Here is a 17,512-nt window from a genome sequence, read left to right on the forward strand (position 1 = left end):
CGGCATGGTGCGACGCATCTTCTGGATGGCGGTCGGCGCCGGCGCCACCGTCTGGGCCATGAACAAGGCCAACGAGGCCGTCCACCGGCTCACCCCGGACAGCCTCTCCGGCACCGCCGCGCGCGGTGCGCTGCACCTGGGCGACGCGGCGAAGCGCTTCGCGCAGGACGTGAAGGCCGGCATGGCCGAGCGCGAGGAGCAGCTGCGCGAGGACCTCGGACTGGACGGCACCGCCGTCGTCGAGCCCCGCCGCCGCGGGGCCGCCGGGCTTCCCGGGAAGCGCTCCGGGCTGCCCCCCTCGCGCGAGCCCCAGTACCGAGCTATCTCGGCGGCGCCCGGCAGCCCGGCCGCCGCCCTGCCTCCGTCCAGCAGTGCCCGCACCACCCCCGAAGCCATCGAAAAGACGCCCCGCCGCGCGCTGCCGCAGCCGGGCGGTACCCCGAACCGGAAGGACCACTAATGGAGTCGGCAGAGATCCGCCGCCGCTGGCTGCGCTTCTTCGAGGAGCGCGGCCACACCGTCGTTCCGTCGGCGTCCCTGGTCGCCGACGACCCCACCCTGCTGCTGGTCAACGCCGGCATGGTGCCCTTCAAGCCGTACTTCCTGGGCGAGGTCAAGCCGCAGTTCTCGCGCGCCACCAGCGTCCAGAAGTGCGTGCGCACCCTGGACATCGAGGAGGTCGGGAAGACCACCCGGCACGGCTCCTTCTTCCAGATGTGCGGCAACTTCTCCTTCGGTGACTACTTCAAGGAAGGAGCCATCAAGTTCGCCTGGGAGCTGCTCACCACCCCCATCGCGGACGGTGGCTACGGCCTGGAGAAGGAGAAGCTCTGGATCACCGTCTACAAGGACGACGACGAGGCCGAGCAGATCTGGCGGGACGTCATCGGCGTGCCGTCCGAGCGCATCCAGCGCCTCGGCATGAAGGACAACTTCTGGTCGATGGGCGTCCCCGGCCCGTGCGGCCCGTGCTCGGAGATCAACTACGACCGCGGCCCCGCGTACGGCGAGGAGGGCGGCCCGGCCGTCAACGGCGAGCGCTACCTGGAGATCTGGAACCTGGTCTTCATGCAGTACGAGCGCGGCCACGGTGACGGCAAGGACGGTTTCGAGATCCTCGGCGACCTGCCGAGCAAGAACATCGACACCGGCCTCGGCCTGGAGCGCCTCGCCGCCATCCTTCAGGGCGTCGACAACCTCTTCGAGATCGACACCAGCCGGATGATCCTCGACCGCGCCGCCGAGCTGACCGGCCACACCTACGGCGCCGACCACAAGTCGGACGTCTCGCTGCGCGTGGTCACCGACCACATCCGCACCGCGCTGATGCTCATCGGCGACGGCGTCACCCCCGGCAACGAGGGCCGCGGCTACGTGCTGCGCCGCATCCTGCGCCGCGCCATCCGCAACATGCGCCTGCTGGGCGCCACCGGCGTGGTCGCCAAGGACCTCACGGACACCGCCATCAAGGCGATGGCCCCGCAGTACCCGGAGCTGGAGACCGACCGCAAGCGGATCGAGACGGTCGTCGCCGGCGAGGAGGCGGCCTTCCTGCAGACCCTGAAGGCCGGCACCAGCCTGCTGGACACCGCCGTCACCGAGACCAAGCAGGCCGGCGGCGCGGTGCTCTCCGGCGAGCAGGCGTTCAAGCTGCACGACACCTACGGCTTCCCGATCGACCTCACCCTGGAGATGGCCGAGGAGCAGGGCCTCCAGGTGGACGAGGCCGGCTTCCGCCGCCTCATGCAGGAGCAGCGGGACCGCGCCAAGGCGGACGCCAAGGCCAAGAAGATGGGCCACGCCGACGTCGCCGCGTACCGCGAGGTCGCCGACAAGTCCGGCGCCAGCGTCTTCACCGGCTACAAGCTCACCGAGGGCGAGGCCACCGTCGTCGGCCTGCTGGTGGACGGCCTCCCGGCGCCGGCCGCGAGCGAGGGCGACGAGGTCGAGATCATCCTCGACCGCACCCCGTTCTACGCCGAGGGCGGCGGCCAGCTCGCCGACCACGGCCGGATCCGGCTGGACTCCGGCGCCGTGGTGGAGATCCGCGACGTGCAGCAGCCCGTTCCGGGCGTCATCGTGCACTCCGGCGGCGTGCTGTTCGGCGAGGTCGTGCTCGGCGCCTCCGCGTACGCCACCATCGACGTGGACCGCCGCCGGGCGATCGCCCGCGCCCACTCGGCCACCCACCTGACCCACCAGGCGCTGCGCGACGCGCTCGGCCCGACGGCCGCCCAGGCCGGCTCCGAGAACGCACCCGGCCGCTTCCGCTTCGACTTCGGCTCGCCCGCCGCCGTGCCCGGCACCGTGCTGGTCGACGTCGAGCAGAAGATCAACGACGTGCTCACCCGCGAGCTGGACGTCACCGCCGAGGTCATGACGATGGACCAGGCCCGCAAGGCCGGCGCCATCGCCATGTTCGGCGAGAAGTACGGCGACGAGGTCCGGGTCGTCACCATCGGCGACTTCTCCAAGGAGCTCTGCGGCGGCACGCACGTCGGCAACACCGCCCAGCTGGGCCTGGTGAAGCTGCTCGGCGAGTCCTCGATCGGCTCCGGCGTGCGCCGTGTCGAGGCGCTGGTCGGCGTGGACGCGTACAAGTTCCTGGCCCGCGAGCACACCGTGGTCTCCCAGCTGACCGAGCTGGTCAAGGGCCGCCCGGAGGAGCTGCCGGAGAAGATCTCGGGCATGCTCGCCAAGCTCAAGGACGCCGAGAAGGAGATCGAGCGCTTCCGTGCCGAGAAGGTCCTGGCCGCCGCGGCGGGCCTGGCCGACGCAGCCGAGGACGTGCAGGGCATCGCCGTGGTGGCCGCCCAGGTCGCCGACGGCACCGGCGCGGACGAGCTGCGCAAGCTGGTCCTGGACGTGCGCGGCCGCCTCGGCGCGCGCCCGGCCGTCGTCGCCGCCTTCACCGTGGCCAACGACCGCCCGCTGACCGTGATCGCCACCAACGAGGACGCCCGCGGGCGCGGCATCAAGGCCGGCGAGCTGGTCCGGGTCGCCGCCAAGACCCTCGGCGGCGGCGGTGGTGGCAAGGACGACGTCGCCCAGGGCGGCGGCTCCAACCCGGGCGCGGTCGGCGAGGCCATCGCCGCGGTGCGCGGCCTGGTCGCGGAGCGCGCCAACTGATGGTCGAGGAACCCCAGGCTGAACGGCCCCCCTTCCGGCGGGGGCGGCGGATCGCCGTCGACGTCGGTGACGCCCGGATCGGGGTCGCGTCCTGCGACCCCGACGGGGTGCTCGCCACGCCGGTGGAGACCGTCCCCGCCGGGGTGAAGTCGCAGGCCAGGATCGCCGCGATCGCCGAGGAGTACGACGCGATCGAGGTGATCGTCGGATTGCCGCGCTCGCTCAGCGGCAAGGAGGGCCCGGCGGCCGAGAAGGTCCGGGCCTACGCCACCCGGCTGGCCAACCGGCTCTACCCGGTGCCGGTGCGGCTGGTCGACGAGCGGATGTCCACCGTCACCGCGACCCACGGCCTGCGGGCCTCCGGGGTCAAGGCGAAGAAGGGCCGCTCGGTGGTCGACCAGGCCGCCGCGGTGGTGATCCTGCAGACCGCCCTTGAGTCCGAACGGGTGAGCGGGCGGCCGCCGGGCGAGAGCGTCGAGGCGGTCGGCTGATCGGTCTGGTCTAACGTCCCGGTGAGGGGCCCGTGCGGACGCGTCCGCACGGGCCCCTCACTCCGTTTCCGGGACCGCCGAGGGGGCGCAATGACCGACCAGGACTTCACCCCGGGGCTCACGCCCGGCCACCTCGGTGCGCCGGTGATGGAACCGGAGGGCCGCGCGCCGGGCACGCCCCGGCCCCACCCCGATGCACCCGATCCACACCGCCGGCGCAACGGCCTGGCCTGCGGGCTGACCGCGCTCGCCCTCGTCGCCGTCTTCGGCGGGATCGGCCTGACCGGTTACACCTGGCTGCGGGGGCAGCAGAAGCCGCCGGCCGCCGCCGACTTCGCGGGGGCGGGCAGCGGCCAGGTCCAGGTCTCGGTGCCCGAGGGGGCCGGGCTCTCCCAGATCGCCTCCGCGCTGGTGCGCAACGGCGTGGTGGCCAGCTCGCTCGCCTTCACCCGGGCGGCGAAGGGGAGCGCGGCCGCCGCTGGGCGGATCCAGCCGGGCACGTACACGCTGAAGCAGAAGATGTCGGCGGCCGCGGCACTGGCGATCCTGGTCGACCCCGCCAACGCCAACGGCCTGACCATCCCCGAGGGGTGGCGCGGCAACCAGATCTACGCGGCGATCGACAAGAAGCTGGACCTGCCCGCGGGCACCGCCCAGAAGGCGGCCCAGGAGCAGGCCGGCGAGCTGGGCCTGCCGGAGTTCGTCAAGGGCAGCCCCGAGGGGTACCTCTTCCCCGCGACCTACAGCGTGACCGACGGCACCACCGCGGTGGACCTGCTGAAACAGATGGTCGAGCGGGCCGGCAAGGAGTTCGCCAGGGACGACGCGGACGTCGTCGCGCAGAACCTCGGGCAGAGCCTGTACGGGCTGGTCACCATCGCCAGCATGGTCCAGGGCGAGGCCGACAACACCGAGGACATGGCCAAGGTGGCCCGGGTCATCTACAACCGGCTGGCCAAGAACATGCCGCTGCAGCTGGACTCCACGATCAACTACGCGCTCGGCCGCTCGACCCTGAACACCACGGTCGGCGAGACCAAGCTGGACTCGCCGTACAACACCTACCTGCACGCCGGCCTGCCGCCGACGCCGATCGGCAACCCGGGGCGGCAGGCGATCATGGCGGCCGTCGACCCGGCGCAGGGGGACTGGCTCTACTTCGTCACCGTGAAGCCGGGGGACACCCGGTTCACCGACAGCTTCGAGGTGCAGCAGCGGAACGTGGCGGAGTTCAATGCCAACAACGCGGCCAAGGCGAGCGGGTCGGCGTCTGCGTCGGCTTCCCCGGGGAGCGCGTCTGCGGAGGCTTCGGGGGCATCGGGGAGTGGTTCTGCGGAGGCCTCGCCGGCTGCGCCGGGCGGGCACTGACCGAGGCGTCGACCCTGCCGGTGACCGGTCTGCGGTACGGTAACGTCTCCCTCCAGGCGATGCAGTAGCACGCCGGTTCGAGAAACAACCGGGACGCCGTCCCGGGACGGCCGGTCCGATCCTCCGGCCGTCTCCGTCGGTGTAAGGGGATCAATGACCGATCTGGGTCGGGGCTACGGCCCCCAGGGCTCCGAGCCGTGGCACCCCGGTGATCCCGCGTACGGAGGCCAGCAGCCGGTCCCCGGCCAGCAGGACGGCCAGTGGCAGCAGCAGCCGCAGGCTCAGCAGCCCCAGCAGTACGGCGGTGGCCAGCAGGGCTACCCGCAGCAGATGCAGCAGCCGGCTCAGCAGGGGTACCCGCAGCAGGGCTACCCGGCCGAGTACGCGCAGCAGCAGCCGCAGCAGTACGGCGGGCAGCAGTTCCCGCAGGGGCAGCAGCAGCCGCAGTACGGCGGCGGCCAGCAGGGCTACCCGCAGCAGGGCGGCCAGGTGCCGGGCGGTGGCCAGGGCTTCCCCGGGCCGCAGGGCTACCAGGACCAGCAGGGTTACCAGGACCAGCACGGGTACCAGGGTCAGCAGGGATTCCCGGGCCACGGGGGCCAGCAGGGTCAGCAGGGATTCCCAGGGCAGCAGGGTCAGCAGGGATTCCCGGGCCAGCAGCAGAACCCCCAGGGGTTCCAGGGCCAGCAGCAGGGCTACCCGCAGCAGGTGCCCCAGCCGGGGGCGGGCCAGCAGGGCATGCCCCAGCAGCAGATGCCCGGTCAGCCCGGCGCCGGTCAGCCCGGTCAGCCCGGCGTCGGCGGGCCCGGTGTCAGCGGGCCCGGTGCGGGGCAGCCCGGTGCGGATCAGCCCGGTGCGGCGCCGCAGCCGGGTGGGCGCGCGGCCCGGCGGCAGCAGCAGGCCGCGGCTCCGGCCGGCCCCGGTGCCGACGGCATCGACTGGGAGGCGGAGGCCGCCGCGCTGGAGGCAGGCGGCCACCCGGCGGAGGCCGAGCCCGAGCCCGCCGAGGACGAGTGGGACGACCACCGGGACGACTACGCCGAGGGCGGCGAGGACGAACACGCCGGCTTCCTCGGCGAGGAGGACAACACCCGCGAGGGCAAGAAGAAGCGCAAGGAGAAGGGCAAGAAGTCCGGCCGTCGCAACGGCGGCGCCTGCCTGGTGGTCGCGCTGGTGCTGCTCGGCGTGGCCGGCGGTGCCGGCTGGTGGGGATACGGCTTCTACCAGGACCACTTCGGCCCGCCCCCGGACTTCCAGGGCGAGGGCACCACCAGCGTGCAGGTCGAGATCAAGCAGGGCGCGACCGGTGGTCAGATGGGCATGACCCTGAAGGCCGCCGGCGTGGTCAAGAGCGTCGAGGCGTACACCCAGGCCTGCGACAAAGAGCCCAAGTGCGGGAACATCCAGTACGGCTTCTACGCCCTGAAGAAGGAGATGTCGGCCTCGGCCGCCCTCAAGGCCCTGGTCGAGCAGAACGGCGGCGCCGCGCTGGTGCTGCCCGAGGGCCTGAACTCCACCGAGGTCTACGCCAAGATCGACGACAAGCTGAAGCTGCCGAAGGGCACCACGGCGGACGTCGCCAAGGCGCAGGTGGCCGGCCTCGGCCTGCCGGCGTACGCGAACGGCAACATCGAGGGCTTCCTCTGGCCGACCCGGTACAACATCGCCGAGGGCATGAAGCCCGAGGACCTCCTCAAGCAGATGGTGAAGAACGCCACCGAGAAGTATCAGGGCCTGGACGCCCAGGCCGCCGCCGCGGGGCTGAAGAACGGCTACGAGGTGGTCATCGAGGCGAGCATCCTGCAGCGCGAGGGCAACAATGCGCCCGACTTCGCGAAGATGGCCAGGACCATCCAGAACCGCCTCGCGGCCGACGGCGAGATCAAGCACCGCCTGGGCATGGACACCACGCTCCAGTACTCGCTCGGCCGCAAGGTGCTCGACAAGAAGGACATCGACGACGCGTCCAACAAGTACAACACCTACATCAACCCGGGTCTGCCGCCCGGGCCGATCTCCAACCCCGGCGAGGCCGCGATCAACGCGGTGACCCACCCGGCGGACGGGAAGTGGCTGTACTTCATCGCGATGGACCCGACGCACACCCTCTTCGCGGAGACGGACAAGGAGCACGCGGCCAACGTCGAGCAGTACTGCAAGGCGGCCGGCCAGGGCTTCGACAAGGTGCGCGTCCACTGCACCACCGCCAAGTAGCCCGCGCGGGTAACTCGCCTACGGAGAAGCAGCGTTGACCAGCAAGCACCGGGCGGCCGTCCTCGGCTCGCCGATCGCCCACTCGCTCTCGCCGGACCTGCACCGGGCCGCCTTCGCGGCGCTCGGGCTGGACGGCTGGCGCTACGACCGGTTCGAGGTGGACGAGGCCGGGCTGCCCGGCTTCCTCGCCGGGCTGGACGAGGCGCAGTGGACGGGCCTGTCGCTCACCATGCCGCTGAAGCGGGCGGTCATCCCGCTGCTCGACGAGGTGAGCGCGACGGCCCGCTCGGTCGAGGCGGTGAACACGGTGGTGTTCACCGCCGACGGGCGGCGCACCGGGGACAACACCGACATTCCCGGGCTGGTCAACGCGCTGCGCGAGCGCGGCATCACCGAGGTGCCGGGTGCGGCGGTGCTCGGGGCCGGGGCGACCGCCTCCTCGGCGCTGGCGGCACTGGCCCAGATCTGCACCGGTGAGGTGACCGTCTACGTGCGCACCCCCGAGCGGGCGCGGGAGATGGCCGAGCTGGGCGAGCGGCTGGGCGTCGCCGTCCGGACGGCCGGCTGGGAGCGCGGCGCCGAGGCGCTGGCACAGCCGCTCACCGTCTCCACCACGCCGGTCGGCGCGACCGACGCCTTCGCCGCCGGGCTGCCGGCCGCGCCCGGTGCGCTGTTCGACGTGCTGTACCACCCATGGCCGACGGCGCTGGCCGCCGCCTGTGCCGAGCGCGGTGCGACCGTGCTGGGCGGGCTGGACCTGCTGGTGCACCAGGCGGTGTTGCAGAGCGAGCGCTTCACCGGCCGGACGCCGGGCCCGCTGGCCGCCGTCCGGGCGGCGGGCGAGGCGGCGCTCGCCGCGCGCTGACGCGGGCGGGGTGGTCCGGCGGGTGCTGCTGGGGGCGGGGTGGTCCCGGGAGGGCGCTGACGCGGGCGGGGTGGTCCGGCGGGTGCTGCTGCGGCGCGCCCTGCCGCGCCGGCACGACGTGCCGTGGCGCGGGATGCAGGTGTGGCATTTTGTGCCACTGCGGCAGGTCCTGCCACCGGTCGCGGGTCGTTGCGTCCGTCGGTTGGCCGGTTGCTGTCCGTCACCCGGACTCTGCTCCCGGGTGCGCCCGGGGCATGAAAGGATTCAGGGACAAAGGCACGCCCGGGCGGGTCACGGCTGCACCCGTGGCCGGTCCGCTGATGAAGGAGCTCCGTTGGGTACGTTGCGCTGGCTGACGGCGGGGGAGTCGCACGGCCCCGCACTCGTCGCGACGCTGGAGGGCCTGCCCGCCGGTGTACCGGTCACCACCGCCGTGGTGGCCGACGCGCTGGCGCGCCGCCGGCTCGGCTACGGTCGCGGCGCACGGATGAAGTTCGAGCAGGACGAGGTCACCTTCCTCGGCGGTGTCCGGCACGGCGAGACCATGGGCAGCCCGGTGGCGATCATGGTCGGCAACACCGAGTGGCCGAAGTGGGAGCAGGTCATGTCGGCCGACCCGGTCGACCCCGAGGTGCTGGCCGGCCTCGCCCGCAACGAGGCGCTGACCCGCCCGCGCCCCGGTCACGCCGACCTCGCCGGCATGCAGAAGTACTCGATCGACGAGGCCCGCCCGATCCTGGAGCGCGCCAGCGCCCGTGAGACGGCCGCCCGGGTCGCGCTCGGCGCCGTCGCCCGTGCGTACCTCAAGGAGACCTGCGGCATCGAGATCGTCAGCCACGTGGTCGAGCTGGCCGCCGCCAAGGCCCCGGCCGGCGTGCTGCCGCTGCCCTCCGACGAGGCGCGCCTCGACGAGGACCCGGTGCGCTGCCTGGACGCCGACGCGTCGAAGGCGATGGTCGCCGAGATCGACCAGGCCCACAAGGACGGCGACACCCTGGGCGGTGTGGTCGAGGTGCTGGCCTACGGCGTGCCGGTCGGCCTCGGCTCGCACGTGCACTGGGACCGCCGGCTGGACGCCCGCCTCGCCGCCGCGCTGATGGGCATCCAGGCGATCAAGGGCGTCGAGGTCGGCGACGGCTTCGACCTGGCCCGGGTGCCGGGCTCCCAGGCCCACGACGAGATCGTGCCGACCGCCGACGGCATCAAGCGCACCTCCGGCCGTTCGGGCGGCACCGAGGGCGGCCTCACCACCGGCGAGCTGCTGCGCGTGCGCGCCGCGATGAAGCCGATCGCGACCGTCCCGCGCGCCCTGCAGACCCTGGACGTGCGCACCGGCGAGCCGGCCAAGGCCCACCACCAGCGCTCCGACGTCTGTGCCGTGCCGGCCGCGGGCATCGTCGCCGAGGCGATGGTCGCCCTGGTGCTGGCCGACGCGGTGAGCGAGAAGTTCGGCGGCGACCACGTCTCCGAGACCCGCCGCAACGTCCAGGGGTACCTGGACAACCTGATCGTCCGATGACCACGCCACTGGTGGTGCTGGTCGGCCCGCCCGGCAGTGGCAAGTCCACGGTCGGGCGGGCGCTCGCCGAGCGCCTGGGCGTCGGGTTCCGGGACACCGACGCCGACATCGAGCAGCTGGCCGGCAAGCCGATCCCGGAGATCTTCATCGACGAGGGCGAGCCGCACTTCCGCGAGCTGGAGGCGGGCGCCGTGCGCGCCGCCACCGGGACCCACGACGGTGTGCTCGCGCTCGGCGGCGGCGCCGTCATGGCCGAGGCCACCCGCGCGCTCCTGCACGAGCTGCCGGTGGTCTTCCTGGAGGTCCCGCTGGCCGACGCGGTCAAGCGGGTCGGCCTGGACGCCCCCCGCCCGCTGCTGGCCGTCAACCCGCGGGCCCGCTGGCGCGAGCTGATGGAGGCCCGCCGCCCCCTCTACCTGGAGGTGGCCACCGCCGTCGTCGACACCGCCGGCCGTACGCCCGGACAGGTCGCGGACGCCGTACTGGAAGCACTGGAGCTGAAGACCCCTCATGAGTGACACCGTCACGATCCACGTCGGCGGCAGCGCCGGCCACGACCCGTACGACGTGCTGGTCGGGCACCAGCTGCTGGGCGAGCTGGCGCCGCTGATCGGACCCCCCGGTATCGGGACAAGGGGGGCCAAGCGGGTCGCGCTCATCCACCCGGAGGCGCTGGCCGCCACTGCCGACGCGATCCGCGAGGACCTGCTCGGCGAGGGCTACGAGGCGATCGTCCTGCAGGTGCCCAACGCCGAGGACGCGAAGAGCGTCGAGGTCGCCGCGTACTGCTGGTCGGTGCTGGGCCAGACCGGGTTCACCCGCAGCGACGTGATCGTCGGCCTCGGCGGCGGCGCCACCACCGACCTGGCCGGCTTCGTGGCCGCGACCTGGCTGCGCGGGGTCCGCTGGATCTCGATGCCCACCACGCTGCTCGGCATGGTCGACGCGGCCGTCGGCGGCAAGACCGGCATCAACATCGCCGAGGGCAAGAACATGGTCGGCGCCTTCCACCCGCCGGTGGGCGTGCTGGCCGACCTCGACACCCTGGAGACGGTGCCGAAGCACGACTACGTCTCCGGCCTCGCCGAGGTCGTCAAGTGCGGCTTCATCGCCGACCCGGCCATCCTCGACCTGATCGAGGCCGACCCGGAGGGCGCCAAGACCCCGGCCGGGCCGCACACCGTCGAGCTGATCCGCCGCGCCATCCAGGTCAAGGCCGACGTGGTCTCCGGGGACCTCAAGGAGGCCGGCAAGCGCGAGATCCTCAACTACGGCCACACCCTCGGCCACGCCATCGAGCGCAACGAGCGGTACAAGTGGCGGCACGGCGCCGCGATCTCCATCGGCATGGTCTTCGCCGCCGAACTCGGCCGCCTGGCCGGCCGACTGGACGACGAGACGGCCGACCGTCACCGCACCGTGCTGGCCTCGGTCGGCCTGCCGCTGAGCTACCGCGCGGACGCCTGGCCGAAGCTGCTGGACGCCATGAAGATCGACAAGAAGTCGCGCGGCGACCTGATCCGCTTCATCGTCCTGGACGGTCTCGGCAAGACCTCCGTCCTGGAGGGCCCCGACCCGTCGCTGCTGGCCGCCGCCTACGCGGAGGTCTCCTCGTGACCCGGGTGATGGTGCTCAACGGCCCCAACCTCGGCCGGCTCGGCAGCCGCGAACCGGACGTCTACGGCGCCACCTCGTACGCCGGGCTGGTCGAGCGCTGCACCGTGCTCGGCAAGGAGTTCGGCTTCGAGGTCGAAGTCCACGAGACCAACTCCGAGCAGCAGATGGTGGAGTGGCTGCACGAGGCGGCCGACGGCCGGGTGCCCGTGGTCATCAACCCGGGTGCCTTCACCCACTACTCGTACGCGATGCGCGACGCCGCCGCCCAGCGGACCGCCCCGCTGATCGAGGTGCACATCTCCAACCCGTACGCCCGGGAGACCTTCCGGCACACCTCGGTGATCGCCGCGGTCGCCTCCGGGACGATCGCCGGGTTCGGCCTCGGCTCGTACGAACTGGCGCTGCGCGCGCTCGCGGAGCAGCTCACCACACGTTGAGGCGGGGGCGGCCGCCCTCGTCAGCGGCCCGGCGGCGGACTGTGCCCGCTGCCGGGCCGACGTGTAGTGTCCCGCTGGAGGAAGTCGGGAGGTGGCCGTGACGCAGTACGCCGGGGGTGGGCACGTCCCCCCACGTCCCGTCGCCCCACCGGTCCCGCCGTACCCCGGCACCGCGACCGCCGCGGCGTCGCCGGCCCCGCCGCAGCCGACAGGCGCGGTGGCGCAGGGCGCGCCCCAGGCCGTCTCTGCACCATCGGTGGCTCCGCAGCCTCCGCCGGTGGCTGCGCACCCTTCGCCGGCCGCGGTGCAGTCTTCGCCGGTGGCCCCGCAGCCGGTGGTGCCCGTGCCGGTCGCACCGCAGGCCGCGGGCCGGCCCCCGTACGGTGGGCACCCGGCCGTCCCGCCGACCGGTCCGGCGCCGGTGCCGCCGGGCGCGCCCGTGCCGCCGCCCGGTCCGATGGCACCCGCGGCACCGGTCGTCCCCGCAGCCCCTGCTCATTCCGCCGCTCAGCCCCCGGCGCCCGTGCCCGCCGGGTCCACCGGGCACTTCCTGCTGCCCTCCGGCGCGCCCGTCCAGCTCCCGGCGCACCCGCAGCCGCACGCGCCCACCGGGCCGCTCGCCGTGCTGCTGATCGGCCCCGCCGGGGCCGGCAAGACGACCGTCGCCCGGCACTGGGCCGAGCGCCGGCCCACGCCGACCGCGCACATCAGCCTGGACGACGTCCGCGAGTGGGTGCAGTCCGGCTTCGCCAACCCGCAGTCCGGCTGGAACAACGCCTCCGAGGCGCAGTACCGGCTGGCCCGCCGCACCTGCGGCTTCGCCTGCCGCAACTACCTCGCCAACGGCATCTCGTGCATCATCGACGACGCCGTCTTCCCGGACCGCCCGGCGATCGGCCTCGGCGGCTGGAAACGCCACATCGGGCCCGGCATGATCCCGGTCGTGCTGCTGCCCAGCCTGGACTCGGTGCTCAGCCGCAACGCACGGCGCAGCGGCAACCGGCGGCTCAGCGACGAGGAGGTGGCCCGGATCCACGGGCGGATGGCCGGCTGGTACAACTCCGGGCTGCCGATCATCGACAACTCGCACCTGGACGTCGCCGCCACCGCCGCCGAGCTGGACCGGGTGATCCTGGCACGGCTGATGGGCATCCCGGTCCGCTGAGCCGCCTGGCCCCGGGCCCGCGCCAGGCCGGTCTGTCGGTGTCGGCTGCGATGATGGACGCGTCCTGTCGAACCACCCGGGGGAGCTGACGCCCGTGCCGGAAGGCCACATCATCCACCGCCTCGCCGCCGAGAACGCCAGGGCCTTCGGCGGCCGCCCCGTCCGGGCCAGCAGCCCGCAGGGCCGGTTCGCCGACAGCGCCGAGCTGGTCGACGGCCAGGTGCTGACGGGTGCCGAGGCCACCGGCAAGCACCTCTTCCTCGGCTTCGAGGGCGGCTCCTGGGTGCACATCCACCTCGGCCTGTACGGCGGGTTCACCTTCGGCGAGGGCCCGGCGCCCGAGCCGGTCGGCCTGGTCCGGCTGCGCCTGGAGAACGACGACTCCTACGCGGACCTGCGCGGCCCCAACACCTGCGCGCTGATCACCGGCGCTGAGAAGGCCGCCGTCGCGGACCGGCTCGGGCCCGACCCGCTGCGCGCGGACGCCGACCCGGAGCCGGCCTGGCGGCGGATATCCGGCAGCCGGACGACGGTCGCCGCGCTGCTGATGGACCAGAAGGTGCTGGCCGGCGTGGGCAACGTCTACCGTGCCGAGGTGCTGTTCCGGCACGGCATCAACCCGCACCGGGCCGGTCGCGACCTCACCCGCGCCGAGTGGGACGCGATCTGGGTCGACCTCGTCGCCCTGATGCACGAGGGCGTCGGCGCGGGCCGGATCGACACCGTCCGCCCCGAGCACACGCCCGAGGCGATGGGCCGTCCGCCCCGGGTGGACGACCACGGCGGCGAGGTCTACGTGTACCGCCGCGCGGCTATGCCCTGCCTGGTCTGCGGCACCGACGTCCGGACCGAGGAGCACGCCGCCCGGAACCTCTTCTGGTGCCCGGCCTGCCAGCAGGCCTGAGGACCGCCCGGTCGGCGGGCCGACCAGGTCCGGGCGGTCCCCCGGCCGCGCCACTCCGAACCTACGCGATCCGAACCGACCCGGCCTGAGGCTTGGTGGGTCGGTGGGTCGGTGGGTCGGTGGGTCGGCTGAGCCGAGCCGGGCAGGAGCCGTCAGCCGTCAGCCGCAAAAGCCGTGTCAGCCGTCCGCCCTCTCGCGGGCGACCGACCAGGCGGCGGCTGCGCCGGCCAGGCAGAGCGGCGTGTAGAGCGCCAGGTTGAGCACGTAGAAGACCGAGCCGGTGTCGGCTCCGATCCCGGCCGCCCAGACCAGCCCCGCCAGCCCGCGGGCGAGCATCCCGCCGGCCACCGCGTGAGGGCCCCAGCGCAGCGCCACCGCGGGCACCCGGCGGGCCAGGCCGTCCAGTACCCCGCCCCGGGCGAGGACCAGGGCCGCCCCCGTGAACAGCGCCGCGGCGAGCGGGAGGACGACCGGTGGGGTGAACGGCACGTCGGCGTTGAGCACGGCCTGGGAGAGCGACGCCCGCCCGGCCGCCGGCCAGGTGCTGCCGGTGGCCCAGTAGAGGTGCAGCAGGCCGTCGGTGGCAAGCACGGTGGCGACGGCGAGGGCGGCGGTACGGCGGCGGTTCACGGTGGTCCCCCAGGGGATGCGACGGTGTGTCACCCGCAGGAGCGGCCCCGCCCGCCGGACGTTCCCGTGACGAGCGTCACACCGGGAAGTCGCCCGGGCGAGGGAACGTCCGGGCCTCCCGCCGCCTCTGATGCGGATGTGGATGGTCCCGACACCCGAACCGCGAGCGACCTCGCCGCCCTGGTCCGCGCCGCCCAGCGCGGCGACCAGCTGGCGGTGAGCGGACTGCTGGAGCTGGTCACGCCCTATGTCCGCCGGCTCTGCGGCCCGATCGCCCTGGACGACGGCCCCGACGCGACCCAGGAGGCGCTGATCGCCGTCTTCCGCAAGCTGGGCCAGCTCCAGGACCCGGCCGCGCTGTTCGGCTGGGTCCGCTCGATCGCCGTCCGGGAGGCCGTCCGGCATGTGAAGCGGGTCGCCCGCTGCGTCCCGGCCGACCTCTCCGAACTGCCCCGCCCCGGTGATCCGCAGCTGGCCACCGACATCGAGGACGTCCTCGCCCGGCTCAGTCCCGAGCACCGTGCCGTCCTGGTACTGCGAGACCTGGAGGGCCTGGACGAGGGGTCCACCGCCGACCTGCTGGGCGTGGCGGCCGGCACCGTGAAGTCCCGGCTCTCCCGGGCCCGACTCAGCTTCCGAAGGGCGTGGCAGCAGTGAGCGCGCAGAACCCCTGGCCGGTGGCGGCCTTCGACCCGGTGCGCCGACTGCACGTCATCGCCGCCGTCACCCCTGGCGCCGACGTCCGCGAGACGGTGATCGACGCGCCGTTCGACCAGGTCTGGGCCGTCGCGGCGGACCTGGAGGACGGGCTGCCGCGCTGGCTGCCGGACCTCCGCTCCGTCCGCCTCACCGCGGGCCCGGCGGGCGGCCGCACCGAGGCCCTGGTGGTGGGCCACAGCCGGCTGCGGGCCCGTTTCGACGTCGAGCTGACGCCCGGCTGGTGCCTGATGCGCAGCCGCTTCCTGCTCGGCGGCATGGCCGCCCGCCCCGAGCCGGACGGCACCCGGTTCGCCTTCCTCGGTGCCTTCCGTCTCCCCGCCGCCGGCCTGGTCACCCGCGCCCTGCGGCCCGCCACCGACCCGCTGGCCCGGCGCTCGCTCCGCCGCTTCGAGCGGCTGGTGCGGGAGGGGTGACCCCGGTCGCGGGAGGGGTGGCCCCGGTCGCCCGGAACGGTTGATGCCGGCTCAGGAGCCCCCGCCGGCCGGACACACCCGGAGCGGCCGGTGGCCTCGCCCGGGGTGGTTTCCGGGCGGGTCGGCCGACAGGTGGGTCAGCCGCGACGGGTGGGTCAGCCGGCCGCGGCGGTGGGCCCGTGCCGGTCGGTCGCGGAGCCGTCGGGGGTGTCGGGCGCCGGCTCGTGGTGCTCGGCGGCGGCGCATTCGTCCAGCAGGGGGCGCATGGCATCATCCACGAGCCGGTAGCGCACCACGCGTCCGTCCTTGTCTCCGGTGACCACGCCGGCCGTGCGGAGCAGTCGCAGCGCCTGTGAGACGGCGGGGTCGCGCATACCGGTGGCGACGGCGAGGTCGGTGACGGCGAGCGGACCGGCGCGGTGCAGGGCGAGCAGCAGGGAGAGCCGCCCCGGGTCGGCGAGCAGTGAGAACCGCTCGGCCCAGGACCGGACGTGCGCGGTGTCGCCGATGGCGGCGATGGCCTCGCAGACCCGGTGCCCGTCGATGGTGCGCTGACCCGCGCGGTCGGCCGGTACGAGATGCATGCGGACATTCTCGCAGGCCCCGGCCTGTGATCCTGGACACCTGCGCAGGTGCGCAGCCTTGCAAGGGTGATGCGGGGAGCCCTACCGTGTTGCCCGCCGTGGTGCTCGGGAAGACCGGTGACGAACCCTCAGGGGTTCAAGTCCGGAGCGGCCCTCGCCACTGTGATCGGGGGAGTCGTCCGTACCCACGACGCCACTGGGCGCCTCGCGCGCCTGGGAAGGCGGGTACGGAAGCCCCGTCAGCCAGGAGACCGGCCACGGCATCTCACGAACGACTTTCCACGAGGTGCTGGAGCGTGATCCGCAGATGACCGTGCCCGAAACCGCCGCTGCTCCGGCGGCGCCGTCCGTCCTGCCCACTTTCCGCTGGAGGCGGGAGGACACCGTCCGCACGGCCGGGTTGATCGGTGTGATCCTGGCCATGCACGTGGTGGCGTTCGGGACGCTCATATTCCTGGTCGCCCCGGAGAAGTACGAGGTCGGCACCCAGGTCTTCGGGGTGGGCCTGGGCATCACCGCGTACACCCTCGGGATGCGGCACGCCTTCGACGCCGACCACATCGCGGTGATCGACAACACCACCCGCAAGCTGATGGCGGACGGCAAGCGCCCGGTCTCGGTGGGTTTCTGGTTCGCCCTCGGCCACTCCTCGATGGTGGTCATCATGGCCGCCCTGGTGGCGGGCGGCGCGCAGCTGGCCAACACGCTGATGGACGACGAGTCGGCCACCCACCAGTGGCTCGGCGTGGTCGGCACCTCCGCCTCCGGCGCCTTCCTCTACCTGATCGGCGCGCTCAACCTGGCCGCCCTGTTCGGCATCCTGAAGGTGTTCCGCTCGATGCGCGCCGGGCAGTTCGACGAAGCCGAGCTGGAGGAGCACCTCAACTCGCGTGGCTTCCTGGCCCGGGTGCTGAACCGGGCGACCCGCTCGATCACCCGGCCGGGCCAGATGTTCCCGGTCGGCATGGTGCTCGGCCTCGGCTTCGACACCGCGACCGAGGTGACCCTGATGGTGATGGCCGGCTCGGGCGCGGCCTCCGGGCTGCCCTGGTACGCGATCGTCTGCCTGCCGCTGCTGTTCGCGGCGGGGATGAGCCTGTTCGACACGCTGGACGGGACGTTCATGAACTTCGCGTACCAGTGGGCGTTCTCCAACCCGGTGCGCAAGGTGTACTACAACCTGACCATCACCGGGCTGTCGATCGCGGTGGCGTTCATCATCGGCACCATCGAGCTGGTCGGGGTCCTGCACGAGAAGCTGGACCTCACCGACCCGGTCAGCGGCTGGATCGCGGACATCTCGCTGGACAACGTCGGCTACGCGATCGTCGGGCTGTTCGTGGTGGTCTGGGCGGCGGCGATCGCCTACTGGCGGGTCGCGGGGGTCGAGCAGCGCTGGAGCCCCCAGGTGGTGACGCCGGGCGCGGAGCCGGCCGCCTCGGAGGCGGCGAAGTAG

Annotated in this window: 17 protein-coding genes and 1 riboswitch; of the genes, 15 read left to right on the forward strand and 2 right to left on the reverse strand. The window is 73.3% G+C overall.

Annotated elements, in window-relative coordinates; genetic code table 11:
* The first annotated feature begins 4 nt into the window (after nt 1-4).
* From OG286_RS31420 to OG286_RS31475, 12 genes are all read left to right on the forward strand, one after another.
* Entirely contained in the window at nt 5-460 is a 456-nt protein-coding gene (locus tag OG286_RS31420; protein ID WP_396321670.1) for a DUF6167 family protein, read from the forward strand.
* On the forward strand, nt 460-3,129 hold the full coding sequence (gene alaS, locus OG286_RS31425) for an alanine--tRNA ligase (RefSeq protein WP_396321669.1): 2,670 nt from the start codon (nt 460-462) through the stop codon (nt 3,127-3,129). Before OG286_RS31420 ends, alaS begins: the two co-directional genes overlap by 1 nt.
* Nucleotides 3,129-3,620 carry a Holliday junction resolvase RuvX gene (ruvX, locus tag OG286_RS31430; protein ID WP_396321668.1) on the forward strand — a complete coding sequence of 164 codons (492 nt, stop codon included), beginning with the start codon at nt 3,129-3,131 and terminating at the stop codon, nt 3,618-3,620. Before alaS ends, ruvX begins: the two co-directional genes overlap by 1 nt.
* Before the next feature lie 90 nt (nt 3,621-3,710).
* A complete protein-coding gene (gene mltG / locus OG286_RS31435; RefSeq protein ID WP_405365928.1) occupies nt 3,711-4,988 on the forward strand; it encodes an endolytic transglycosylase MltG in 1,278 nt (425 codons plus the stop codon).
* Between the two features lie 153 nt (nt 4,989-5,141).
* Nucleotides 5,142-7,202 carry an endolytic transglycosylase MltG gene (gene mltG, locus OG286_RS31440; RefSeq protein WP_405365929.1) on the forward strand — a complete coding sequence of 687 codons (2,061 nt, stop codon included), beginning with the start codon at nt 5,142-5,144 and terminating at the stop codon, nt 7,200-7,202.
* Nucleotides 7,203-7,236: 34 nt separating this feature from the next.
* A complete protein-coding gene (locus OG286_RS31445) occupies nt 7,237-8,067 on the forward strand; it encodes a shikimate dehydrogenase (protein WP_396321664.1) in 831 nt (276 codons plus the stop codon).
* Nucleotides 8,068-8,401: 334 nt separating this feature from the next.
* Nucleotides 8,402-9,586, forward strand: a complete 1,185-nt coding sequence (aroC, locus tag OG286_RS31450) for a chorismate synthase (RefSeq protein WP_396321663.1) — start codon at nt 8,402-8,404, stop codon at nt 9,584-9,586.
* A complete protein-coding gene (locus OG286_RS31455; protein WP_405359255.1) occupies nt 9,583-10,104 on the forward strand; it encodes a shikimate kinase in 522 nt (173 codons plus the stop codon). The genes aroC and OG286_RS31455 overlap by 4 nt, the downstream gene beginning before the upstream one ends.
* Nucleotides 10,097-11,203, forward strand: coding sequence for a 3-dehydroquinate synthase (gene aroB / locus OG286_RS31460; protein ID WP_396321661.1), 1,107 nt, complete (start codon nt 10,097-10,099; stop codon nt 11,201-11,203). Before OG286_RS31455 ends, aroB begins: the two co-directional genes overlap by 8 nt.
* Nucleotides 11,204-11,211: 8 nt before the next feature.
* Complete coding sequence (aroQ, locus tag OG286_RS31465; protein ID WP_396321816.1) at nt 11,212-11,640, forward strand: type II 3-dehydroquinate dehydratase; 429 nt, start codon at nt 11,212-11,214, stop codon at nt 11,638-11,640.
* Nucleotides 11,641-11,896: 256 nt separating this feature from the next.
* Complete coding sequence (locus OG286_RS31470) at nt 11,897-12,805, forward strand: AAA family ATPase (protein ID WP_396321660.1); 909 nt, start codon at nt 11,897-11,899, stop codon at nt 12,803-12,805.
* A gap of 94 nt (nt 12,806-12,899) precedes the next feature.
* Nucleotides 12,900-13,709, forward strand: a complete 810-nt coding sequence (locus OG286_RS31475) for an Fpg/Nei family DNA glycosylase (protein ID WP_396321659.1) — start codon at nt 12,900-12,902, stop codon at nt 13,707-13,709.
* Nucleotides 13,710-13,886: 177 nt separating this feature from the next.
* Here the strand turns inward: OG286_RS31475 and OG286_RS31480 are convergent, their stop codons facing one another.
* Nucleotides 13,887-14,372: a DUF3995 domain-containing protein gene (locus OG286_RS31480; protein WP_405365930.1), complete on the reverse strand. Its 486-nt coding sequence runs from the start codon at nt 14,370-14,372 to the stop codon at nt 13,887-13,889.
* A 105-nt stretch (nt 14,373-14,477) separates the two neighbouring features.
* Between OG286_RS31480 and OG286_RS31485 the strand changes: the two genes are divergently transcribed.
* Complete coding sequence (locus OG286_RS31485) at nt 14,478-14,996, forward strand: RNA polymerase sigma factor (protein ID WP_405365931.1); 519 nt, start codon at nt 14,478-14,480, stop codon at nt 14,994-14,996.
* Nucleotides 14,993-15,472, forward strand: coding sequence for an SRPBCC family protein (locus OG286_RS31490; RefSeq protein WP_396321656.1), 480 nt, complete (start codon nt 14,993-14,995; stop codon nt 15,470-15,472). Before OG286_RS31485 ends, OG286_RS31490 begins: the two co-directional genes overlap by 4 nt.
* A gap of 155 nt (nt 15,473-15,627) precedes the next feature.
* Here the strand turns inward: OG286_RS31490 and OG286_RS31495 are convergent, their stop codons facing one another.
* Nucleotides 15,628-16,056, reverse strand: a complete 429-nt coding sequence (locus OG286_RS31495; RefSeq protein ID WP_396321655.1) for an ArsR/SmtB family transcription factor — start codon at nt 16,054-16,056, stop codon at nt 15,628-15,630.
* An 82-nt stretch (nt 16,057-16,138) separates the two neighbouring features.
* Nucleotides 16,139-16,331: riboswitch (cobalamin riboswitch) on the forward strand.
* A gap of 32 nt (nt 16,332-16,363) precedes the next feature.
* Here OG286_RS31495 and OG286_RS31500 point away from each other — a divergent pair.
* Complete coding sequence (locus OG286_RS31500; RefSeq protein WP_396321654.1) at nt 16,364-17,512, forward strand: HoxN/HupN/NixA family nickel/cobalt transporter; 1,149 nt, start codon at nt 16,364-16,366, stop codon at nt 17,510-17,512.

Origin of the sequence: Kitasatospora sp. NBC_00039 (genome assembly GCF_045160625.1) — a bacterium.
Classification (GTDB): Bacteria; Actinomycetota; Actinomycetes; order Streptomycetales; family Streptomycetaceae; genus Kitasatospora.

Excerpts from the sequence above, each read along its gene's own strand:
- OG286_RS31420 (WP_396321670.1), top strand. The coding sequence starts at position 5 with ATGGTGCGACGCATCTTCTGGATGGCGGTCGGCGCCGGCGCCACCGTC.
- alaS (WP_396321669.1), top strand. The coding sequence starts at position 460 with ATGGAGTCGGCAGAGATCCGCCGCCGCTGGCTGCGCTTCTTCGAGGAG.
- ruvX (WP_396321668.1), top strand. The coding sequence starts at position 3,129 with ATGGTCGAGGAACCCCAGGCTGAACGGCCCCCCTTCCGGCGGGGGCGG.
- mltG (WP_405365928.1), top strand. The coding sequence starts at position 3,711 with ATGACCGACCAGGACTTCACCCCGGGGCTCACGCCCGGCCACCTCGGT.
- mltG (WP_405365929.1), top strand. The coding sequence starts at position 5,142 with ATGACCGATCTGGGTCGGGGCTACGGCCCCCAGGGCTCCGAGCCGTGG.
- OG286_RS31455 (WP_405359255.1), top strand. The coding sequence starts at position 9,583 with ATGACCACGCCACTGGTGGTGCTGGTCGGCCCGCCCGGCAGTGGCAAG.
- aroB (WP_396321661.1), top strand. The coding sequence starts at position 10,097 with ATGAGTGACACCGTCACGATCCACGTCGGCGGCAGCGCCGGCCACGAC.
- aroQ (WP_396321816.1), top strand. The coding sequence starts at position 11,212 with ATGGTGCTCAACGGCCCCAACCTCGGCCGGCTCGGCAGCCGCGAACCG.
- OG286_RS31495 (WP_396321655.1), bottom strand. The coding sequence starts at position 16,056 with ATGCATCTCGTACCGGCCGACCGCGCGGGTCAGCGCACCATCGACGGG.
- OG286_RS31500 (WP_396321654.1), top strand. The coding sequence starts at position 16,364 with ATGACCGTGCCCGAAACCGCCGCTGCTCCGGCGGCGCCGTCCGTCCTG.